Raw genomic sequence first — 21,110 nt, forward strand, 5'->3', positions numbered from 1 at the left:
CGCATTCGGTGCCGTCCGGAACGAAACGCGGAATCAGGCGCGATTCGTTAAGCGACTCCGTGCTCGGCGCGGACGTGGTGGTTCCCACGCTCCCGGTAACGGTCGACGTCTCAGAGCAGAACTGACGTGAAGGGGGCGGCGACGCCGCCCCCGGCAGTCACCGCCAGGACGGCAGCCAGCGCTGGGCCTCCCACATCTCCGGGGTTATGGGGACGCCGTTGAGGATCGGCCAGAGCCACACGAAGTTCGCCACCACGAGCCCCACGTACAGGGCCACGACGAGCAGGCCGGTGCCCCGGCGTTCCTGGCCCGCCGACGACGAGCCGAGGATCTCGCCCAGGGCCAGCACGATCCCGAGCACCAGGAACGGTGCCATCGGCATCGCGTAGAAGAGGTACATCTGGCGGTCGACGTTGGTGAACCACGGGAGGAAGCCCGCGCCGTAGCCGACGAGGACGGCCGCGTAGCGCCAGTCCAGCTTGGCGATCGACTTCCACAGCGCCCACGCCAGCACCGGGAACGCCAGCCACCACATCGCGGGCGTGCCGACCAGCATGATCGCGCCCACGCACGTCGCCGTGCCGCAGCCGGTCAGTTCGCCCTCGTAGTAGTAGAGCATCGGGCGCAGGCCCATGGGCCACGTCCACGGCTTCGACTCCCACGGGTGCTTGTTCGTCTCCGACGTCACCAGCTTGGTGTGGAAGTCCAGCACGTTGCCGCTGTAGTACCAGAGCGCGCGCAGCGGCTCCGGGATCCACGAGTCCTCCGGGATCTTCACGCCCGCCACGTGCCGGTCGATGGCCGTCTCGCTGGCGAACCAGGACCACCACGTGGCCAGGTACGCCAGGATCGGGATCAGCGCCAGCGCGAACAGCGACGGCAACAGGTCCCGCACGATCGTGCCCAGCCACGGCCGTTCCACGCCCGCCGAGCGGCGCGCCGTCGCGCTCCACACCACCGACAGCACGCCGAAGAACACGATGAACCAGGCGCCCGACCACTTCACGCCGCAGCCCAGGCCCAGCGCGACGCCGGCGGCGAACCGCCACCACCGGAAACCCAGGGTCGGCCCGAACGGCGAGTTGTTCACCCAGCCCTCGCGCACCGCGACCGCCAACCGCGACCGCACCTGGTCCCGGTCGGCCATCAGGCACGCGAACGCGGCCACCACGAACAGCACCAGGAAGCTGTCCAGCATCCCCATCCGGGACTGCACGTGGCTCAGGCCGTCGGCGATCAGCAGCACGCCCGCGATCGCGGCCAGCAGGTCCGACCCGGTCAGCCGGCGGGCGATGCGCACCACCAGCACGATCACGATCGTCCCGGCCAGCGCGGCGGCGAACCGCCAGCCCACCCCGTCGTAGCCGAAGATCCACTCGCCGATCGCGATCAGCTGCTTGCCCAGCGGCGGGTGGACGATCAGCTCGTAGCCGGGGTTGTCCTCGTAGCCGCCGTTGCGCAACGCCTGCGCGGCCTGCGGCACGTAGTGCTTCTCGTCGAAGATCGGGGTGCCCTTGTCGGTCGGGAACCCCAGGTTCCAGAACCGCACCACGCCGCCGACCAGTGCGACGGCCAGGGTGACGAGCCACCCGCGCAGGGCGTTGCCCACCGGGCCGGGTTCGAGTTGCCGGGCCCGCTGTTCGCGGTCGTTGCCCGGAGGCGGGCTGGTCGGGGGCAGCTCCCCGACGTCGACCACGTCGTCTGCGGACTGCGGTGCGATCAGGCTCACGGGGCCGATCGTAGGGTGAACGGTGTGAGACCTGTATCCGGATCAGGCCGTCTGGTGCTCGCCGCGACTCCGCTCGGCGACATCGGTGACGCTTCGCCACGCCTGGTGGCCGCGTTGGCGAGCGCCGACGTCGTGGCCGCCGAGGACACCAGACGCCTTCGCTCGCTGGCCGCCGCGCTCGACGTGCAAGTGGGCGGGCGGGTCATCAGCTTCTACGACCAGGTGGAGACCAGTCGGCTGCCCGGTCTGGTCGACGCCCTGCACGCGGGGCAGACGGTGCTGCTGGTGACCGACGCCGGGATGCCGAGCGTGTCCGACCCGGGGTACCGGCTGGTGGCCGCGTGCGTCGAGGAGGGGTTGACGGTGACCTGCCTGCCGGGTCCGTCGGCGGTGACCACGGCGCTCGCGGTGTCCGGTCTGCCGTCGGACCGGTTCTGCTTCGACGGTTTTCCGCCGAGGAAGTCCGGTGAACGTCAACGCTGGTTCGGAGCACTCCTCGCGGAGCCGCGCACGGTCGTGTTCTTCGAGTCGCCGCACCGGCTGGCCGCGACCCTGGCCGACGCGGCGGAGGTGCTGGGCGCGGATCGGCGGGCGGCGGTCTGCCGGGAGCTGACCAAGACGTACGAAGAGGTGCGGCGCGGCGGGCTCGGCGAACTGGCGGAGTGGGCGGCGGAGGGCGTGAAGGGCGAGATCACGGTGGTGCTCGCGCCCGGTGCGCCGGTCGAGGGGCCGTCGATGGAGTCGCTGGTGGCCGAGGTCAAGCAGCGGGTGGCGGACGGCGAGCGGATGAAGTCGGCGGCGGCGGAGGTCGCGGCGGCGGCCGGGGTGAGCAAGAAGGCCCTCTACGACGCGGCCGTCAGCGGCGGTTGAGGCTCAACCTTCGAGCCAGATCAGGCGGGCGTCGCCGAGCAGTTGGTGGCGGGCGAGCAACGCGGCTGCGCTGGTCGACTGCCACGTCCCGCCGTCCTCGGACCAGAGGACGGCGGAGCGCGGCTCCTCGAACTCCATCCCCCACGCCACGAAACCGGGGTCGTCCTCCTGCCGCGCGCTGACCCCCACCAGCGCGAACAGCCTCGGCTGGAAGGTGCGCGCTTCGTATTCCAATTCACCCAGCGAGTCCATGCGCTAACGGTAGCGCGATATGAATAGCGACTTGAATCGCTCGATGGAGTGAACATCAAATCCCGAAACATGCGCCAATATGAGTCGCATGACAATTCGCCATGATCCGTCGGCACTGCGCTGGCTGGTCGGCGTGGAACTCGCGCACCACCGCAAGCGGGCCGCGATCACGCCGCAGCAGGTGCAGGAGGCCACCGGGATCGCCCGCGCCAAGCTCAGCCACATGGAGACCGGGCGCTACCAGCAGTTGCCCGAAGACATCGGCGCGCTCTTGGCGCTTTACGGGGCCGCGCGGCACGACACCGACCGGCTGACCTCGCTGAGTCAAAGCGGTGAGGGCAAGTCCTGGTGGGCCTCGTGGTCGAACCTGGTGCCGGACTGGTTCAAGACCTTCGTCGGGCTGGAGGGGCTCGCCGCGAAGGCGTTTCTGTTCGAACCGCTCGTCATGCCGGGGTTGTTGCAGACCGAGGAGTACGCGCGGGCGATCACCGAAGCGACCGGGTTCGTCCGGCCCGACCACGCCGAGCGGTTCGTGTCGTTCCGCGTCGCACGCGCGAAGCGGCTCACCGACGACGACCCGCTCGAACTGCACGCGGTGATCGGCGACGGCGCGCTCCGGCTGAACGTCGGCACGCCCGAGGTCCGCTACAACCAGTACAAGCACCTGTGCGAGATGGCGAAGCGGCCCAACGTGACGATCCAGATCTGGCGACCTCGGGACGGGCCGCACACGGCGATGAGCGGCAAGTTCGTCGTCCTGGACTTCGACCAGGCCCGCTCGATCGCCTACTCCGAACGCCTCGACGGTGCCGTCTACGTGCAGGATCAGGACGACGTCGAGACCTATAAAATGGCGGCGAAGAACTTGCAGACGGTCGCGATGTCGCCGCAGCAGACCCTGACGCACCTCAAGGTGATGCCTGGCGACGACTAGTCGGGGAGGCTCCCGTGTCCGGGCTCCGCTGGGTCAAGAGCAGCCACAGCTCCAACAACGGAGACTGTGTCGAAGTGGCGTTCGCCGCCGGGGCGGTCCTGGCGCGTGACTCCAAGAGCCCTGACGCCGGTCGGCTGGCCTTCTCACCCGCCGCTTGGCGGGCGTTGGTCGTGCGTGTCGCCCGGTAGTTCGCAGTCCGACGGACCGTCGGCACGTGAGCCGCCCGAAACCAGGTGGCGGCACCTCCGTAGGCTTAACACATGAGTGCTTCCGTGCTGACCGCGGTGGCGTGGCCGTATGCGAACGGGCCCCGTCACATCGGTCACGTGTCAGGGTTCGGTGTCCCTTCCGACGTGTTCTCGCGGTACATGAGGATGTCGGGGAACCGGGTGCTGATGGTGTCCGGCACGGACGAGCACGGCACACCCATCTCCGTCCAGGCGGAGAAGGAGGGGCTGACCGAGCGCGAGCTCGCGGACAAGTACAACCGCGTCATCGCCGAGGACCTCCACGGGCTGGGCCTCTCGTACGACCTGTTCACCCGCACCACCACGGGCAACCACTACAAGGTCGTCCAGGACCTCTTCCTCGCCCTGTGGCGCAACGGCTACGTCATCCCCAAGACCGAGATGGGCGCGATCAGCCCGTCCACCGGCCGCACCCTGCCCGACCGCTACATCGAGGGCACCTGCCCGATCTGCGGCTACGACGGCGCGCGCGGCGACCAGTGCGACAACTGCGGCAACCAGCTCGACCCGATCGACCTGAAGAACCCGCGCTCGCGGATCAACGGCGAGGTGCCGAAGTTCGTCGAGACCGAGCACCTGTTCCTCGACCTCCCGCAGTTCATCGACGCGCTCGGCGGCTGGCTCCAGACCCGCACCGAGTGGCGGCCGAACGTGCTCAAGTTCAGCCAGAACCTGATCAAGGACCTGCGCCCGCGCGCGATCACCCGCGACCTCGACTGGGGCGTGCCGATCCCGCTCGACGGCTGGCGCGACCAGCCGCTCAAGCGGTTCTACGTGTGGTTCGACGCGGTCATCGGCTACCTCAGCGCGTCGGTCGAGTGGGCCCGGCGCTCCGGCGACGACGACGCCTGGAAGGAGTTCTGGACCGGCGACGCCCAGGGCTACTACTTCATGGGCAAGGACAACATCGTCTTCCACTCGCTGATCTGGCCGTCGCTGCTGCTCGGCCAGAACGGCCAGGGCGCGAAGGGCGGCGAGCCGGGCGCGTTCGGCCCGCTGAACCTGCCCACCGAGGTGGTCTCCAGCGAGTTCCTCACGATGAGCGGCTCGAAGTTCTCCACCTCGCGCGGGACCGTCATCTACGTGACCGACTTCCTGCGCGAGTTCGGCCCGGACGCGCTGCGCTACTTCATCTCGGTGGCCGGCCCGGAGAACCAGGACACCGACTTCACCTGGGACGAGTTCGTCCGGCGGACGAACTTCGAGCTGGCCAACGAGTGGGGCAACCTGGTCAACCGGTCGATCTCGATGGCGCACAAGAACGTCGGGGCGATCCCGGCGCCGACCGCGCTCACCGACGCCGACCACGACCTGCTGACCCTGTCCCGCAACGCCTTCGGCGTGGTCGGCGACGCCCTGCGCCGCTCGCGGTTCAAGCAGGCCTCGGGCGAGGCGATGAAGGTGGTCGGCGCGGCCAACCGCTACCTGTCCGACCAGGAGCCGTGGAAGCTCAAGGACGACCCGGTCCGCCGGGACACCGTCCTGCACACCGCGCTCCAGGTCGTCCAGGACGCGAACACGCTGCTCACGCCGTTCCTGCCGCACTCGGCGCAGAAGGTGCACGAGGCGCTGGGCGGCTCGGGCGTGTGGGCGGCGCAGCCGCAGCTCAACGAGGTCGCGGACCTCGACGTGCCGGACCGCGAGTACCCGGTGCTGACCGGGGACTACGCCGGTGAGCAGGCCAAGTGGGAGTCCACGCCGATCCCGGTGGGCCGACCGCTGGCCAAGCCCGCGCCGCTGTTCGCCAAGCTCGACCCGGAGCTGGCCGAGACCGGCCCGGAGTGGGCCCCGATCGTCAAGTGAGCCGTCAGCGAGCCAGGTGGTGAGCCCGTCCGCGAGCGGAACGACGTGACCAAGCGCAGGGGTGAGCGGCCACCGGTCCCGGAAGCACTTCCGGTGCCGGTGGTCGACGCCCACACCCACCTCGACGCCTGCGGGGCGCAGACGCCCGAGCAGGTGCGGGAGATCCTCGACCGGGCAAATGCGGCCGGGGTCGACCGGGTGATCACGGTCGCCGACGACCTGGCGTCCGCGCGGTGGGCGGCGCAAGCCGCCACGTGGGACGAGCGGGTGTTCGCGGCGGTCGCGCTGCACCCGACCCGAACGTCCACTTTCACCGATGCCGACCGCGCGGAACTCACCGCGCTGGCCGCGCGACCGCGCGTGGTGGCGATCGGCGAGACCGGTTTGGACTACTACTGGGACTACTCGCCGCCGGCCGCGCAGCACGACGCCTTCCGTTGGCACATCGAGCTTTCCAAGCTCTCCGGCAAGACCCTGATGATCCACGACCGGGACGCGCACGACGACGTGCTCAAGGTGCTGGACGAGGAGGGCGCGCCGTCCACAGTGGTCTTCCACTGCTTCTCCGGCGACCTCGACTTCGCGCGCGCGTGCGTGGAGCGCGGGTTCGTCCTGTCGTTCGCCGGCGCGGTGACCTTCCGCAACGCGGGGGCGCTGCGCGAGGCGGCGGCGTGGGTGCCGGCCGACCACCTCCTGGTGGAGACCGACGCCCCCTTCCTGACGCCCCACCCGTTCAGGGGGCGGCCGAACGAGCCGTACTGCGCGAACTACACGCTCCGTGACATCGCGACGTTGCGTGACGTGGATGTGGCCGACCTTGCGTCAACTGTCACCCGAAACGCCGAGCGGGTCTTCAACCTCGGTGACGTGGTGCAGTCGCAGTAGGACTTACGACGAATGGCGGACGGACTTGCTCCGCTGTTGGGGTGATCGAACTCACAAGGCGGGTAGGGGTGTTTGCACAACCCCCGCGCACCCGTTACGGTCCCGTGACCGTGCCCCGAGTTCGATCCCCCTGGGGCGCAGCCCGCAGTCGGGGCGGGTTTACACACCAGAAGCGAGAAGACGGATACACGCGGGAGTTGCCGGAGATCACCTGTTGACCGCCGACACCGAACGTGTGCGCGAAACCTTCGCGCCTTCAGGAGGTATGGAACCCCGTGAACTCGTTCAACGAGGACACCGACTGGTTTACCCCCGTGCGGCCTGACCAGGCACCGCCCACCGGCGTGGACGTCCTGGACAGACCCGAGCCCGGTTGGTCCGACTGGGACACCACGGTCTTCAGCATCACCCCGGACGACGTGCTGGAGGTCCTCGGACCCGACGCGGACGACCTGCTGGCCAGTGCCAACGTCGACGTCGACGAGCTGATCAAGCTCATCAACGCCGAGACCACGCTCCTCCCGCCCATCATCATCCCGGACGAGGTCTCCCAGGACCGGGTCGCCGGAGCCCTGGCTGCCGAGCAGCCGAGCGCCCCGCCCGCCGCCCTGGTCGAAGCCGCCGGGAAGTGGAAGCGCCGCTTCCTCAAGGCCGCGGTCGCCACCGTGCTGGTGACCATCTCCGGCGGTGGAGCGACCGCCATCGCGATGGACAAGTCCGTCACCGTCGACGTCGACGGCGAACTCAAGACCGTGCGGACCTACGAGTCCACCGTGGGCGAGATCCTCGCCGACGAGGGCATCGCGGTCGGTGAGCACGACGCGCTCAGCCCGTCCCCCCAGGCGAAGGTCGGCGACGGCGGCAAGATCTCGCTGGACCGCGGCCGGCTGGTCAAGATGACCGTCGACGGCGAGCAGCGCGAGGGCTGGGTCCGCTCGGTCACCGTGGACGAGGCGCTCGACCAGCTCCAGGTCGCCGACGAGGGCGCGTGGCTGTCCCACGACCGCGGCATGGCCGTCCCGCTCGGCGGGATGGCGCTGGAGGTCAAGAGCCTCAAGACCGTCACGCTCTACGACGGCGGCACCGAGCCCAAGCAGCTGCGCACGACGGCGCTGACCGTCGACGAGCTGATGAAGGCCGAGAACATCTCGCTCGGCCCGGAGGACAAGCTCGAGTCCGCCGGCGACCTGCGCATCACCAACGGCGCCGAGGTCCACATCAGCCGCACCGGCGTGTCCGTGATCAACGCGACGGAGGCCGTCGAGCCGCCCGTCGAGGAGGTCAAGGACGACACGATGCTCAAGGGCCAGAAAGAGGTCCTGGAGCCGGGCGAGGCCGGCGAGCAGATCGTCACCTACCGGGTGACCATCAAGAACGGCAAGGAGACCGGGCGCGAGAAGCTCGGCGCGAAGGTCACCAAGGAGCCGAAGGCCAAGAAGGTCAAGGTCGGCACCAAGCTCCCGCCCGACGGCGCGGTGTGGGACCGGCTGGCCAACTGCGAGGCGACCGGCAACTGGGCCATCAACACCGGCAACGGCTACTACGGCGGCCTCCAGTTCAACAAGGGCACGTGGGACGCGTACGGCGGTGCCGCGTATGCCGCCTACCCCCACCAGGCCAGCCGCGAGCAGCAGATCGCCGTGGCCACCAAGCTGCGCGACGCGCGCGGCGGGTACTCGGCGTGGCCCCACTGCCAGCAGAAGCTGGGCCTGCCGTAAGTTGCGCGTGTGACCGAAGCTTCGTCTTCAGCAGGGCCGGGGAGTGCGCTCCTCGGCCCTGCTGACGTTCGTCGGCTCGCCGCCGAGCTGGACATCAGGCCCACCAAGAAGCTCGGCCAGAACTTCGTGCACGACCCGAACACCGTCCGCAAGATCGTCTCGGCTGCCGGGCTGTCGCCCGACGACGTGGTGCTGGAAGTGGGGCCCGGTCTGGGTTCGCTCACGCTGGCGCTCTTGCCCGCCTGCGCTTCGACGGTCGCCGTGGAGATCGATCCGGTGCTGGCCGCCCGGCTGCCGCTGACGGTGGCCGAGCGCGCGCCGGGTCTCTCCGAGAGGCTGACCGTGATCGAGGCCGACGCGATGCGCGTCACGGCCGACCGGTTCGCCACGCCGCCGACGGCGTTGGTGGCCAACCTCCCGTACAACGTGGCGGTGCCGGTCGTGCTGCACCTGATGGCGGAACTGCCTTCGCTGCGCACCGGATTGGTGATGGTGCAGTCCGAAGTGGCCGATCGGATGGCGGCCGGGCCGGGCAGCAAGGTCTACGGCGTGCCCAGCGTGAAGCTCGCCTGGTACGCCGACGCCCGCCGGGCCGGGCCGGTCCCGCGCTCGGTGTTCTGGCCGGTGCCCAACGTCGATTCCGCGCTGGTCGCGTTCACCCGCCACGAGCAGCTGTCCACTGTGGACCGCAAGGTGCTGTTCTCGTTGGTGGACGCGGCTTTCGCGCAACGCCGCAAGATGCTGCGCGGGGCGCTCGCCGGGTGGGCCGGCTCCGCCGCCGCGGCCGAGCGGCTGTTGGTGCAGGCAGGGGTCGATCCGGGCGTCCGGGGGGAGCAATTGGACGTCGGAGCGTTCATCCGGATAGCCGAGGTTTCCTCACCGTAATGGCCGATGATCTTTCGGCCAAAAGTGTGATTTGACGAACGATCCTCATGCGGGCTTGCGTTCAAGCCTCTGCGTCGGGTGTACTCGTGCTGCCATCCCGAGCGGCTGAGAGACCTGGCTCTACGACGCCGCAGCAACCACCTCCCCACGGAGGCAGGTGCTTCAGCCAGGATCGATGGAGGATCACGTGCCCAGGATGCTGCTCACGCGCCGGCGAGTCGTCGACCACGGCCGCCGCACGGTTTCGGGCTGTCGCAGCTAACTCCGCCCCAGGCGCTTTTCGAGTCCTCGTCGTCCCCTCCGCTGGGACACCCTTCTTGAGCCGGCCTTCGGACGTGCACGCCACGAGCGTGCGCTGCCGCGTGCAGTCGTGGAGCGAAATCGTGATCACTGTCGAAAACCTCACCAAGACCTTCCCCGGGAGTACCGGTCAGGTTCGCGCGCTGGACGGCGTGAACCTGGACGTGGCCGCCGGCACCGTCCTGGGCGTCGTCGGCCCCAGCGGTGCGGGCAAGTCCACGCTGGCCCGGTGCGTGGCGCTGCTGGAGCGCCCCGACAGCGGTGCGATCCGCGTCGACGGCACCGACCTGGTGTCCCTGGGCGGGCCGGCGCTGCGTGCCGCCCGCCGGCAGATCGGCGTTGTGCCGCAAGGGGATTCGCTGCTGCGCCAGCGGACCGCCGCGGGCAACGTGGCGCTGCCGCTGGAGTCGGCCGGCGTGCCCGGCCCGCAGCGGCGGACCCGGGTCGCCGAGCTGCTCGACCTGGTCGGCCTGACCGACAAGGCGGGCTCCTACCCCGACCAGCTCTCCGGCGGCCAGCGCCAGCGGATCGCCGTGGCGCGCGCCCTGGCGGCCAGCCCGTCGGTGCTGCTGGCCGACGAGCCGACCTCCGCGCTCGACCCCGACACCACCGGCTCGGTGCTCACCGTGCTGGACCGCGCGCGAGCCGAGCTCGGCGTCACCGTGCTCGTGGTCACCCACGACATGGGCGTGGTCCGCAAGATCTGCGACGACGTCGCGGTGCTGGAGGACGGCCGCGTGGTCGAGCACGGCAAGGTGCTGGACCTGGTCGCGGACGCGGCCTCCCGCACGGCCGCCTCGCTGCTGCCCGCCGTCGACCAGAACCCGGCCGCCGAAGGCGCGTACGACCGCGTCGCGGACGTGGTGCTGGTCGGGTTCGCCGCGGTCGGCGCGCTGCTGCCCGAGGCGACCAGCCGGTTCGGCGTGGACCTCAACCTGCTCGGCGGCGGTCTGACGCGGCTCGGCGAGACCCCGGTGGCGCGGTTCCGCGTCGGTCTCAACGGCGAGCGCGCGGACTCGGCGCTGGAGTGGATCGCCGAAGCGGGTGGCGCGGTGCGCCGGACACTGGCGGGGCCCCAGGGAGTAGCTGCGTGAGGTCTGCCACACCCTGGTCCACCGTGTTCGACGACGTCCTGGTCGCGACCGGCCAGACGGTCTACATGGTGGGCGTCTCCACCCTGATCGCTGTTGTGCTCGGCATCCCGCTCGGCGTCTGGTTGCAGCTCACCGCTCCCGGTGGGCTGCGCCCCAGGCCCGTGGTGCACAAGCTGCTCGGCTTCGTGGTCGACCTCGGTCGGTCCATGCCCTTCCTGGTCCTGCTGATCGTGCTGATGTCGTTCACCCGGCTGATCCTCGGCGGCACGATCGGGCCGACGGCGGCCATCGTGCCGCTGGCGGTCGGCGCGATCCCGTTCGTCGGGCGGCTGGTCCAGAACGTCCTGTCCGAAGTGCACGTGTCGGTGATCGAGGCCGCGGTGACCACCGGGGCCTCCACGCCGCGGATCGTGCGCAGCGTGCTGCTCCGCGAATCGCTGCCCGCGCTGGTCAACGCGATCGGCGTGACCGCCATCGCCCTGCTCGGCTACTCCGCCATGGCCGGTGTGGTGGGCGGCGGCGGCCTCGGCGACCTCGCGGTGCGCGAGGGCTACCAGCGCTTCAACGACCGCTACCTGTGGGCGACGGTCGTGGTGCTCGCCGTCGTGGCCACCCTGATCCAGTTCATCGGCAACCGCGTGGCCCGGGGCGTCGACCGCCGCCGGCACGCCTCCGTCTGACCCTTTCGTCTCCGCTCTGCCCTAAGGAATGTGAAATGCGTATTCGTGCTGCCCTCGTCGCCGTGCTGCTGACCGCAGTGGGCTGCGGAAGCGGCCAGACCGGTGCCGCTTCCGACCCCGAAGCGGCCCTGAAGGTCGGCGTCAGCCCCGTCCCGCACGCCCAGGTGCTCAAGTACGTGGCGGAGAACCTGGCCAAGGACAAGGGCCTCAAGATCGAGGTCGTCGAGTTCACCGACTACGTCCAGCCCAACACCGCGCTGGTCGACGGCTCGCTGGACGCCAACTACTTCCAGACCATCCCGTACCTGGACACCTTCAAGACCGAGAGCGGCGCGAAACTGGAGTGGATCGGGCCGGTGCACGTCGAGCCGCTCGGCGTCTACTCCAAGAAGCACAAGAAGCTCACCGACCTGCCCTCCGGCGCGAAGGTCGCGGTCGCCAACGACGCCACGAACGAGGCGCGCGGGCTGCGGCTGCTCGCCGAGAACGGCCTGATCAAGATCAAGGCGGGCGCGGAGAAGGTCCCGTCCATCCGGGACGTCGCGGAGAACCCGAAGAACCTGGAGTTCGTGGCGCTGGAGGCGGCGCAGCTGCCCCGGTCGCTGGAGGACACCGACGCCTCCGTGGTGAACGGCAACTACGCGATCGACGCCGGGCTCAAGCCCGCGACCGACGCGCTGGTGCTGGAGAAGGCCGAGGGCAACCCGAACGCCAACGGCCTGGTCACCCGCGCCGAGCTCAAGGACGACAAGCGGATCAGGGACCTGCTGGCCCTGCTCCAGTCGCAGCAGGTCAAGGACTACATCAAGCAGACCTTCGACGGGGCCGTGCTGGCCGTCTGAGGCTAGTGGTCGACGGTGGCGCGCTCTCCGCGGAGGGCGCGCCACGCGCCGTAGAGGGCCAGTGCCGCCAGCGCCCCGGTGACGACCGTGATCGAGCCGCTGACCAGCAGGTCCGTCGCGTTGTCGCCGGTCGTGGTGAGCGCCGCGAACACCGTGGTGAACACCGCCAGCGCGGCGAGGACGGCGGCCGGGCGGTCCGGCGGGGCGAACCGGGCCGGGACCGGCCGGCGGGGCATCCGGGACAGCCTCCGCGCGCACCAGACCGCCACCAGCAGGGCTCCCAGGACCGTGCTGACCCACTGCGCCAGCGCGAAGCCGGGCAGCCCCAGCACGTCCCGCTCCAAGACCGGGAACAGCCGCACGCCCCAGCCGTCGTGGTGGGTGAAGGCGTCCCAGACGAGGTGCGTGGTGCTGCCGACCAGCGCCGAGACCGCCGTGGCGAGCCCGAAGCGCGGCGCTCGCAGGTGGGCGACCCGCGACCGGACCGCCGCCGGGGCCAGCGCGAGCGCCGGTTCGAGCAGCAGCGCGCGGTGGACGAGCAGGGCGGCCAGCGCGATCGGCACGTCCACCAGGAGCAGGCCCCACCACGTGTGGGTGTACTCGCCGCCGCCCGGGTAGAGCAGCACGAAGTACGGCAGGTCCGGCGCCATCGAGCCCGCGACCAGCGCCGACGGCACCAGCGGGCGGCGGGTCAGCGGGAGGACCGCGGCGATGTGCGAGGCGGTGAACGGCATACCGGCATTCGACCACCCGAGCCCGCCCGAGGCGGCCCCGGGCACTGCTCCTCCACAAGATCCCCGCACCTCCGACCACCCCCGCCCGGCGGGTTCGTCCGCAGGTGGGAGCCGGGTGGCAGCGAGCACCCGGCCGACGCCCGTAGGCTTCATGGCGTGCTCGCCGTAGTCCCACCCCCGGTCACCGTCCGCGTCCCGGCCAAGGTCAACCTGCACCTGGCGGTCGGTGACCCGCGCGCGGACGGCTACCACGACCTGGTGACGATCTTCCAAGCGCTGTCCCTGACCGACGAGGTGACGGTCTCGGTCGCCGACGACCCCGGCGTCGAGGTGCACGGCGAGGGTGCGGACGTGGTGCCCACCGGACCGTCGAACCTGGCCTGGCGGGCGGCGCGGGTGCTGGCCGAGCACGTCGGCCGCGACCCCGACCACCCCAAGGTCCGGGTGTCGATCCGCAAGGCCATCCCGGTCGCGGGCGGCATGGCGGGCGGCAGCGCGGACGCGGCGGCGACCCTGGTCGGCCTGGCCTCGCTGTGGCGGCTGGAGATCGGCCGGGACGAGCTGGCGGGGCTGGCCGCCAAGATCGGCGCGGACGTCCCGTTCGCGCTCTACGGCGGCACCGCGCTGGGCACCGACCGGGGCGACCAGATCGTGCCCGTGCTGGCCCGCCACCAGTTCCACTGGGTGCTCGCGTTCGACCGGCGCGGCCTGTCCACGCCCGAGGTGTTCGGCGAGCTCGACCGGCTGCGCGCCGACGGCGACCCGCCCCGGGTCGGTGCGGCCGAGGCCGTGCTGGAAGGGCTCGCGTCGGGCGACCCCCGGCAGCTCGCCCTGCTGCTGGGCAACGACCTCCAGGCCGCCGCGGTGTCGCTGCGGCCGAACCTGCGCCGCACCCTGCGCGCCGGGGTGGACGCCGGTGCGCTGGCCGGGATGGTGTCCGGGTCCGGTCCCACCTGCGCGTTCCTCTGCACCGACGCCGACTCGGCGGTCCGGGTGGCCGCCGAGCTGGCCGGCGCGGGGGTGTGCCGCACGGTGCGCGTCGCGCAGGGGCCCGTCCACGGGGCGCGGGTGATCGGGACCGAGGAGACGCCTCGGCCGACACCGCCCGAAGTCCACGCTTGAAATTTCAGACGAAGGTTGTGTTGATGGCCAACTTGGTCAACTTGGAGAACGTCTCCAAGTCGTTCGGTGTGCGTCCGCTGCTGGACGGGGTGTCCCTCGGGGTCGGTGAAGGCGACCGGATCGGGGTCGTCGGGCTCAACGGCGGTGGCAAGACCACGCTGCTGGAAGTGCTCGCCGGGCTCGCCCCGCCGGACGAGGGCCGGGTCAGCCAGACCCGGGGGCTGCGGATGGCCGTGGTGACCCAGCGCACCGAGCTGCCGCCCGACTCGACGGTGCGCAACGCGGTGATCGACCCGCTCGGCTTCGACGCCGAGCACGAGTGGGCGGCCGACGCCCGGGTCCGGTCCATCCTCGACGGGCTGGGCATCACCGCGCTGGGGCTGGAGTCCACCGTCGGCACGATGTCCGGCGGCGAGCGGCGGCGGGTGGCGCTGGCCGCCGCGCTGGTCCAGGAGCTCGACCTGGTCGTGCTGGACGAGCCGACCAACCACCTCGACGTCGAGGGCGTCCGGTGGCTGGCCGAGCACCTGCTGGCCCGGCGGACCGCGCTGGTGGTCGTCACCCACGACCGGTGGTTCCTGGACACGGTGTGCTCGCGGACCTGGGAGGTCGTCGGCGGCAAGGTCGAGCAGTACGAGGGCGGCTACGCGGACTGGATCTTCGCCCGCGCCGAGCGGGCCCGGCTGGCCGACGCCGTCGAGGAGAAGCGCCGCAACCTCGCCCGCAAGGAGCTGGCCTGGCTGCGCCGGGGCGCGCCGGCCCGCACGTCCAAGCCGCGCTACCGGATCGAGGCGGCCGAGGCGCTGATCTCCGACGTGCCCGCGCCCCGCGACACCGTGGAGCTGATGGCCTTCGCCAAGAAGCGGCTGGGCCGGACCGTGGTGGAGCTGGAGGACGTCACGCTCGCGGTCGGCGACGGCGCGCGCACGCTGGTGCGCGACCTGACCTGGCGGATCGGGCCCGGCGACCGGGTCGGGATCGTCGGGATCAACGGGTCGGGCAAGACCACGCTGCTGCGCGCGCTGGCCGGCGAGCTGGAGCCGGTGACCGGCAAGCGGATCCAGGGCCAGACGGTGAAGCTGGCCCACCTGAGCCAGGAGCTGCACGACCTCGACGGCTCGATGCGGGTGCTGGAGGCCGTGGAGGAGGTCGCGCGGCGGGTCGTGCTGGGCAAGCAGGAGATCTCGGCGTCCCAGCTGGCCGAGCGGTTCGGGTTCACCTCGCAGAAGCAGTGGACGCCGGTCGGCGACCTGTCCGGCGGCGAGCGCCGGCGGTTGCAGCTGTGCCGGCTGCTGATGGCCGAGCCCAACGTCCTGCTGCTCGACGAGCCGACCAACGACCTCGACATCGACACGTTGCAGCAGCTGGAGGACCTGCTCGACTCCTGGCCGGGCACGCTGGTGGTCATCTCGCACGACCGGTACCTGGTCGAGCGGGTCTGCGACCGGGTCGTCGCGCTGTTCGGCGACGGCGGGCTGACCGACCTCGTCGGCGGGATCGAGGAGTACCTGCGCCGGCGCGACGCGCAGACCGGTGCCGCCGGACCGGCCAAGGGCGGCGCCGGCAAGGCGCAGGTCGCCGAGGCCGCGCCGGCGTCGGCCGCCGACCAGCGGGCCGCCCGCAAGGAGCTGTCCCGGCTGGAGCGGCGGCTGGAGACCTTGCAGAAGAAGGAGGCGGAACTGCACGCCGCCCTCGCCGCCGCGGCCACCGATCCCGACCGGCTGCTGAAGCTGGACGCCGAACTGCGGGCGGTGCTGGCCGAGGCGGAAGCCGTGGAGGCGCAGTGGTTGGTCGCCGCGGAAGCGGTCGAGGGGTAGTCCCGGCGGCTTCGCGTGTCATCGCCGGGTGGCGGTGACACGCGGCTACCGGCCCCGGCGGCGCAGTTCGGCGGCCAGCAACGGCATCAGCTCGTCGACGTAGGCGCAGTCGTAGCCCTGGCCGTTCACCAGCGAGAGCGTGAACTCCGCCTTCGCCACGTCGGCCGAACTCGCGCCGATCATGCCGTCCAGCGCGATGCCGATCTCCTCCAGCACCCGGTCCACCTGGGACGTGCGGTAACCGCGCTGGGAAGGCCCCGCGACCGGGATCTTGATCAGCCGGAGCTGTTTCCAGGACGTGATCGGCGCACTGGCGCCCGGCCGCCGCGGGCCCTCGCCCAACTGCTTCTCGATCCGCGCCAGGAACGCGTCCACCTCGGTTTCGTCGTAACCCCGGCGGCCGATGATGGGGCGGCTGAAGCGGACCTCGCGGATTTCCCGCGCGGTCAGGTCGTCCTGGCCCAGCAGCGTGTTCTCGATGCGGTCCAGGAACTTGTCGACCTGCGATTCCTGGTAACCGCGCCGGCCGCGCGGGGGTTTGCCGAAACCGACCGTCCGGACGTCCCGCGCGGTCAGCGGTCTCGCCCCCACACCGGCCCGCGGCCGCACCGGCGGGGGAGCGGGGACGCGGTCGCTCGGCGTGGCGGGCACGCGGTCGCGTGGTGTGGCAGGAACGCGGTCGCGCGGCGGGGCCGGGAAGCGGTCGCTCGGCGTGGCCGGGACGCGGTCGCGTGGTGTGGCGGGGAGGCGGTCGTGCGGCGGTGCGGGCGCGCGTTCCAAGGTGACCACGACCAGGTCGAGGAACGTGTCCACGTCGTCCTCGTCGTAGCCGGTCCGGCCGGGTGGGGCGAAGGAGAACTCGATCTCCTGCACCTCGATCGCGGTCAGGTCGTCGCGGCCCGCGAGGGTGTTCTCGATCCGGTCCAGGAACGCGTCGATCTCGTCCTCGTGGTAACCCCGGTTGCCCGGCCGGGGCTTGTGGAAGCGGACGCCGCGGACGTCCTGCGGCGTGAGCCGGGGAGCCGACGCCGGGCGCATCCCGGTCGAGGTCGCGTGCGCGCCCTGCGCCGGCGCGACCGCCTGCCGGCGCTGCGGGGTGGACTTGAGGGTTTCGGCCACCAGGTCCATGAACACGTCGACCTCGGCGGCGTGGTAACCCGGTCTCGCCGGGTGGAAGCGCATCCGGCGGACGTCCTGCTCGGCCACGTCGTCGCGGCCCAGCAGCGTGTTCTCGATCCGGTCCAGGAAGTCGTCCACCTGCTGCTCGTCGTAGCCGGGCTGACCGGGCGGCGGTCGGTGGAACGCGACTTGTCGCAGGTCCTGCGCGCTCAACAGCGGCGCCGGATGTGCGGGCGTGTGCTGACGCGCTTCGAACCCGGCCACCCGATGCCTCCTTTGGTCGTATACCGGGGAGTATCGCCGGACGGTGGGGAACTTGTTTCGCCCTATTGGCTCAATGCGGTGGAGATCGTTCTACCCTGGCGGCCATGAGCCGGTTCGTGGACACCATGGTGGCAACCGCTGCGAGTGCCGAAGGACGGGGTATGACGACCGGGGAGCCGACCGCTCCCATCCGTCGCACCTGGAGTGAGGTGCACGAGCGGGCGACCCGCATGGCGGGCGCGCTGGTGGCCGGCGGGGTCGCCCCCGGCGACTCGGTCGCCGTGCTGGCCGGCGACCCGGCGGCCATCGCCCCGGCGGTGCAGGCGGTGTGGCTGGCCGGCGGCAGCATCACCATGCTGCACCAGCCGACCGCGCGCACCGACCTCGCCGAGTGGGCCGAGGACACCCTGAAGGTGCTGTCCATGATCGGTGCCCGGCTGGTGCTGCTCGGCGCGCCGTTCGACGCGCTGGCCGCCGTGCTCGACCAGCACGGGGTGTCCTACCGCCTGCTCGACGACCTCGACGGCGAGCCGCCGGCCGCGCCCGTGGCGGTGGACGAGTCGGCCACCGCGCTGTTGCAGCTCACCAGCGGTTCTACGGCCGACCCCAAGGCCGTCCGGATCACGCACGGCAACCTGTGGTCCAACGCCGAGGCGATGAGGGTCGCCGCCGCGCTCGACCCCGAGACCGACCGGATGGTGTCCTGGCTGCCGCTGTTCCACGACATGGGCATGGTCGGGTTCCTGACCGTGCCGATGCTGCTCGGGATCGACCTGGTGAAGGTCACCCCGGTCGACTTCCTCGGCCGCCCGACGCTGTGGCCGGACCTGATCAGCCGCTACCAGGGCACGATCACCGCCGCGCCGAACTTCGCCTACGCCATCGCCGCCCGGCGGATGGAGGGCGTCGAGGACGGCACGTGGGACCTGTCCCGGCTGCGCATCGCGCTCAACGGGGCCGAGCCGATCGACCCGGTCGCGGTGAAGTCGTTCACCGACGCCGGCGCGCGGTTCGGGATGCCCGCCGAGTGCGTGCTGTGCGCCTACGGCATGGCCGAGACGACCCTGGGCGTGGCGTTCGCGCCGCTGTTCACCGGGCTCTCGGTCGACGTGGTGGACCCGGACGAGCTGGAAGCCGGCCGGCGGGCCGTGCCGGTGCCCGCCGACAGCCCGAACGCCCGCGCGTTCCCGCTGCTCGGACCGCCGCTGCCGGGCCTGGAGGTCGAGGTCGTGGACGAGTCCGGCGCGGTCCGCGGCGAACGCGAGGTCGGGCAGCTGCGGGTGCGCGGCGAGGCCGTCACGCCCGAGTACCTGACCGTCGACGGCCCGGTGGCCACCCAGGACGCGGACGGGTGGCTGGACACCGGCGACGAGGGCTACGTGGTGGACGGGCAGGTCGTCGTCTGCGGGCGGCGCAAGGACGTGATCATCATGGGCGGCCGCAACATCTACCCGACCGACATCGAGCGCGCGGCCACGTCGGTGGAGGGCGTGCGGGCCGGCAACGCCGTCGCCGTCCGGCTGGACGCCGGGACCCGGCGGGAGCGGTTCGCCGTCGTGGTCGAGTCCAAGCACGCGGGCGAGGACTCCGCCGTGCGGGAGCTGTCGAAGGCGATCAGCGCGCGGGTTGTGGACGCCGTGGGGCTGCGCCCGTACTCGGTGGTGGTGCTCAAGCCCGGCAGCCTGCCCAAGACGCCCTCGGGCAAGCTGAGGCGCTCCGCGGCCTCGTCCCTGGTGCCCAGCGCGAGCTGACCGACGTCGTCCTGCTCGTCACCTGGCCCGTCGGCCGTCCGGTCGACGGGTCGGGCATGGACGCCGGGGGTGGCTGTGCTAACCCGCAGGCCGCGAGGTCGACGTGGTGCTCCCGGGCACGTCGGTCGACTCGTCACCGCCCAGCGCGCTGATACCCGCTGCGACCGCCAACCCGATGGCCACCGCGAAGCACACCTGCTGCAACCCCGAGAAGACGCGCATGTTCGGCGCCTTGACGTTCGGGTTCGCCTCGGCGAGCTGGCCGGTGATGCAGAACAGGCAGGCCAGGCCGAGCACGATCGACGCCGCGAACAGCCCCCACGACCACTGCATCAGGGTGCGTTCCGGGTCGCCCTTGCCACCGGCGAACTCCTTGAAGAACGTGACGGTGAGAGTGAGGACCCCTGTCGACAGGGTCAGCAACTGCTTGCACGCCTCCTGAAGCGACGAGAAGGCTTTGTCCGTGGTCGGGGCCGGTGCGTCCATGGCGATCAGCACCACGGGTAGAAGCCGGGGCACAGCCAACCCCAGACCTTCTGGGTCGTGTCCTTGGTCAGGACGTCGAGCTTGTGTTCCGAAGCAACCTCGACCAGGCGCTCGTGGAGCACTTCGACGTACCCGCCGAAGTCCGGGTGGTCGAACTCGGCTACCTGTCGCCCGCCGACCGCACCACCGCCGGCCACCGCATCCCGGGCGAGCGTCGCCCGGCCCCGGTCGATGATCGTGCCGAGCGCCTCTGCCGCGTCCTCGTCGACCGCCAATCCGCTGTCCCGCAGCGCCTTGATGAGGTCGTCGGTCCACACACGCTGTCCCATCGCCCACCACCCGCGGTGAATCCGGCCTTCAGTTCGTCCGGGTGCCTGTGAGTCGCGATCCTGGGCACGGGCGTTACGCCGTTCGCACTAATGGGTGACGGTCTGGGGTCCCGTCCGTAGCGGCTCAGAACTCGTGCTCAGCTGGACTTGTGCTCAGTGGAACTCGTGCTCAGTGGAACTTGTTTTGGGCGGCTTCCAGGCCCAGTTCCAGCAGGGCCTCGACGGCGTCGGCCGCGCGGTCCAGTTCGAAGGCCAGTTCCTTGCGCTCGACCAGGGAGAAGTTGCGCAGCACGTAGTCCGCCGGGTCCATCCGGCCCGGGGGGCGGTCCACGCCGAAGCGGACCCGGTGGTAGTCCTTGGTGCCCAGGGACTTGGTGATCGAGCGCAGGCCGTTGTGGCCGTTGTCGCCGCCGCCCAGCTTCATCCGCACGGTGGCGAACGGCAGGTCCAGCTCGTCGTGCACGACCACGATGTTCGCGGGCTCGACCTTGTAGAAGTTCGCGGTGCCGGCCACCGGGCCGCCGGAGGTGTTCATGTAGCCGCGCGGCTTGGCCAGCACGACCCGCCGGCCGCCGAGCCTGCCCTCCAGCACCTCGGCCCCGCCCTTGTGGGCCTTGAACCTGCCGCCGATCCGGCCGGCCAGCTCGTCGAGCACCAGGAACCCGACGTTGTGGCGGTTGCCCTCGTACTTGGGTCCGGGGTTGCCCAGCCCCACGACCAGGCTCACGTCATCGGCCACGGGACCGGAACTCCTGCTCCAACTCGTCCAACAGGGCGTCCACCGCCCTGGTCTGGTAGCCACGCCGCAGACCCGACGTGGTGCTGAACCGGGTGTGCCGGACCTCGCTCGACGTCATCCGCCCGCGCCCGTCCAGCGACGCGGCGGCCCGCGCGACGAAGGCGTCCACCTCGCCGCGATCGTAGCCGTTGGACGCCCTGGGCAGCTTCACCGCCAGCACGTCCGCGCCGCCGCGCATCCCGGTCGGCGGCACCGAGCCCTCGCGGAGCTGCCACTCCATCCGGGTCAGGAAGTCGTCCACCAGGCGCTGGTCGTAGCCGCCGGGCAGCTCGGTGAACACCACCCGGCGCACCTCGTCGGGGTGCATCCGGGTGCGGCCCGCCAGCGCGTCGGCGACCTTGAGCAGGAACGCGTTCACCTGGGCCGGGTCGTAGCCCTTCCCGCCGCGCCTGCGGGGGAAGGACGTGCCGCGCACCTGCGCCGGGCTCAAGGACGCGAACGGCACGCCG

Annotated in this window: 21 protein-coding genes and 1 riboswitch; of the genes, 13 read left to right on the forward strand and 8 right to left on the reverse strand. The window is 71.2% G+C overall.

The features are described 5' to 3' along the window. Positions 1-157 precede the first annotated feature (157 nt). Positions 158-1,729: a dolichyl-phosphate-mannose--protein mannosyltransferase gene (locus tag BN6_RS03405; protein WP_015098134.1), complete on the reverse strand. Its 1,572-nt coding sequence runs from the start codon at positions 1,727-1,729 to the stop codon at positions 158-160. Between the two features lie 15 nt (positions 1,730-1,744). Between BN6_RS03405 and rsmI the strand changes: the two genes are divergently transcribed. Further along, positions 1,745-2,599, forward strand: a complete 855-nt coding sequence (rsmI, locus tag BN6_RS03410) for a 16S rRNA (cytidine(1402)-2'-O)-methyltransferase (protein WP_015098135.1) — start codon at positions 1,745-1,747, stop codon at positions 2,597-2,599. 3 nt (positions 2,600-2,602) lie between these two features. Here rsmI and BN6_RS03415 read toward each other — a convergent pair whose 3' ends face one another. Next, positions 2,603-2,851, reverse strand: a complete 249-nt coding sequence (locus tag BN6_RS03415; RefSeq protein WP_015098136.1) for a hypothetical protein — start codon at positions 2,849-2,851, stop codon at positions 2,603-2,605. 88 nt (positions 2,852-2,939) lie between these two features. Here BN6_RS03415 and BN6_RS03420 point away from each other — a divergent pair, with 88 nt between their 5' ends. The 9 genes from BN6_RS03420 (at position 2,940) to BN6_RS03455 (ending at position 12,240) form a co-directional block, all read left to right on the forward strand. Further along, on the forward strand, positions 2,940-3,785 hold the full coding sequence (locus BN6_RS03420; RefSeq protein ID WP_041311819.1) for a helix-turn-helix domain-containing protein: 846 nt from the start codon (positions 2,940-2,942) through the stop codon (positions 3,783-3,785). A gap of 14 nt (positions 3,786-3,799) precedes the next feature. Further along, entirely contained in the window at positions 3,800-3,973 is a 174-nt protein-coding gene (locus tag BN6_RS43210) for a DUF397 domain-containing protein (RefSeq protein ID WP_015098138.1), read from the forward strand. Between the two features lie 72 nt (positions 3,974-4,045). Then, positions 4,046-5,836, forward strand: coding sequence for a methionine--tRNA ligase (gene metG / locus BN6_RS03425; protein ID WP_015098139.1), 1,791 nt, complete (start codon positions 4,046-4,048; stop codon positions 5,834-5,836). Between the two features lie 45 nt (positions 5,837-5,881). Then, complete coding sequence (locus BN6_RS03430) at positions 5,882-6,721, forward strand: TatD family hydrolase (protein WP_015098140.1); 840 nt, start codon at positions 5,882-5,884, stop codon at positions 6,719-6,721. A gap of 275 nt (positions 6,722-6,996) precedes the next feature. Continuing rightward, on the forward strand, positions 6,997-8,439 hold the full coding sequence (locus BN6_RS03435) for a resuscitation-promoting factor (RefSeq protein ID WP_015098141.1): 1,443 nt from the start codon (positions 6,997-6,999) through the stop codon (positions 8,437-8,439). Between the two features lie 9 nt (positions 8,440-8,448). Beyond that, on the forward strand, positions 8,449-9,324 hold the full coding sequence (gene rsmA / locus BN6_RS03440) for a 16S rRNA (adenine(1518)-N(6)/adenine(1519)-N(6))-dimethyltransferase RsmA (RefSeq protein ID WP_015098142.1): 876 nt from the start codon (positions 8,449-8,451) through the stop codon (positions 9,322-9,324). Between the two features lie 89 nt (positions 9,325-9,413). Continuing rightward, positions 9,414-9,506: riboswitch (SAM riboswitch) on the forward strand. 201 nt (positions 9,507-9,707) lie between these two features. Next, the gene (locus BN6_RS03445; protein ID WP_041315964.1) at positions 9,708-10,718 is read left to right on the forward strand and encodes a methionine ABC transporter ATP-binding protein; all 1,011 of its coding nucleotides are present in this window, start codon (positions 9,708-9,710) and stop codon (positions 10,716-10,718) included. Between the two features lie 23 nt (positions 10,719-10,741). After that, positions 10,742-11,398, forward strand: coding sequence for a methionine ABC transporter permease (locus tag BN6_RS03450; protein WP_231904971.1), 657 nt, complete (start codon positions 10,742-10,744; stop codon positions 11,396-11,398). 35 nt (positions 11,399-11,433) lie between these two features. Beyond that, entirely contained in the window at positions 11,434-12,240 is an 807-nt protein-coding gene (locus tag BN6_RS03455; RefSeq protein WP_015098145.1) for a MetQ/NlpA family ABC transporter substrate-binding protein, read from the forward strand. Positions 12,241-12,242: 2 nt separating this feature from the next. Here BN6_RS03455 and BN6_RS03460 read toward each other — a convergent pair whose 3' ends face one another. Then, positions 12,243-12,974, reverse strand: coding sequence for a DUF4184 family protein (locus BN6_RS03460; protein ID WP_051075428.1), 732 nt, complete (start codon positions 12,972-12,974; stop codon positions 12,243-12,245). A gap of 156 nt (positions 12,975-13,130) precedes the next feature. Here BN6_RS03460 and BN6_RS03465 point away from each other — a divergent pair, with 156 nt between their 5' ends. Both BN6_RS03465 and BN6_RS03470 read left to right on the forward strand, forming a co-directional pair. Further along, on the forward strand, positions 13,131-14,096 hold the full coding sequence (locus BN6_RS03465; RefSeq protein ID WP_015098147.1) for a 4-(cytidine 5'-diphospho)-2-C-methyl-D-erythritol kinase: 966 nt from the start codon (positions 13,131-13,133) through the stop codon (positions 14,094-14,096). A gap of 23 nt (positions 14,097-14,119) precedes the next feature. Beyond that, entirely contained in the window at positions 14,120-15,913 is a 1,794-nt protein-coding gene (locus BN6_RS03470) for an ABC-F family ATP-binding cassette domain-containing protein (RefSeq protein WP_015098148.1), read from the forward strand. Between the two features lie 45 nt (positions 15,914-15,958). Here the strand turns inward: BN6_RS03470 and BN6_RS49455 are convergent, their stop codons facing one another. After that, positions 15,959-17,296 (reverse strand): DivIVA domain-containing protein, encoded by a 1,338-nt coding sequence (locus tag BN6_RS49455; RefSeq protein WP_015098149.1) that lies wholly within the window; start codon positions 17,294-17,296, stop codon positions 15,959-15,961. Positions 17,297-17,400: 104 nt separating this feature from the next. On the opposite strand from BN6_RS49455, the gene BN6_RS03490 reads away from it, so the two are divergent. After that, a complete protein-coding gene (locus BN6_RS03490; protein WP_041311821.1) occupies positions 17,401-19,047 on the forward strand; it encodes a fatty acyl-AMP ligase in 1,647 nt (548 codons plus the stop codon). 78 nt (positions 19,048-19,125) lie between these two features. Here BN6_RS03490 and BN6_RS03495 read toward each other — a convergent pair whose 3' ends face one another. The 4 genes from BN6_RS03495 to BN6_RS41545 form a co-directional block, all read right to left on the reverse strand. Beyond that, entirely contained in the window at positions 19,126-19,533 is a 408-nt protein-coding gene (locus tag BN6_RS03495) for a hypothetical protein (protein ID WP_015098151.1), read from the reverse strand. Between the two features lie 5 nt (positions 19,534-19,538). Then, positions 19,539-19,862 (reverse strand): hypothetical protein, encoded by a 324-nt coding sequence (locus tag BN6_RS03500; protein ID WP_015098152.1) that lies wholly within the window; start codon positions 19,860-19,862, stop codon positions 19,539-19,541. A 169-nt stretch (positions 19,863-20,031) separates the two neighbouring features. Continuing rightward, positions 20,032-20,601, reverse strand: a complete 570-nt coding sequence (gene pth / locus BN6_RS03505; protein ID WP_015098153.1) for an aminoacyl-tRNA hydrolase — start codon at positions 20,599-20,601, stop codon at positions 20,032-20,034. Next, entirely contained in the window at positions 20,591-21,106 is a 516-nt protein-coding gene (locus tag BN6_RS41545) for a DivIVA domain-containing protein (RefSeq protein WP_015098154.1), read from the reverse strand. Before BN6_RS41545 ends, pth begins: the two co-directional genes overlap by 11 nt. Between the last annotated feature and the right edge of the window lie 4 nt (positions 21,107-21,110).

This window comes from Saccharothrix espanaensis DSM 44229 (assembly GCF_000328705.1).
GTDB lineage: Bacteria > Actinomycetota > Actinomycetes > Mycobacteriales > Pseudonocardiaceae > Actinosynnema > Actinosynnema espanaense.

Excerpts from the sequence above, each read along its gene's own strand:
- BN6_RS03415 (WP_015098136.1), bottom strand. The coding sequence starts at position 2,851 with ATGGACTCGCTGGGTGAATTGGAATACGAAGCGCGCACCTTCCAGCCG.
- BN6_RS03420 (WP_041311819.1), top strand. The coding sequence starts at position 2,940 with ATGACAATTCGCCATGATCCGTCGGCACTGCGCTGGCTGGTCGGCGTG.
- metG (WP_015098139.1), top strand. The coding sequence starts at position 4,046 with ATGAGTGCTTCCGTGCTGACCGCGGTGGCGTGGCCGTATGCGAACGGG.
- BN6_RS03455 (WP_015098145.1), top strand. The coding sequence starts at position 11,434 with ATGCGTATTCGTGCTGCCCTCGTCGCCGTGCTGCTGACCGCAGTGGGC.
- BN6_RS03460 (WP_051075428.1), bottom strand. The coding sequence starts at position 12,974 with ATGCCGTTCACCGCCTCGCACATCGCCGCGGTCCTCCCGCTGACCCGC.
- BN6_RS03470 (WP_015098148.1), top strand. The coding sequence starts at position 14,120 with ATGGCCAACTTGGTCAACTTGGAGAACGTCTCCAAGTCGTTCGGTGTG.
- BN6_RS03490 (WP_041311821.1), top strand. The coding sequence starts at position 17,401 with ATGAGCCGGTTCGTGGACACCATGGTGGCAACCGCTGCGAGTGCCGAA.
- BN6_RS03495 (WP_015098151.1), bottom strand. The coding sequence starts at position 19,533 with ATGGACGCACCGGCCCCGACCACGGACAAAGCCTTCTCGTCGCTTCAG.
- BN6_RS03500 (WP_015098152.1), bottom strand. The coding sequence starts at position 19,862 with ATGGGACAGCGTGTGTGGACCGACGACCTCATCAAGGCGCTGCGGGAC.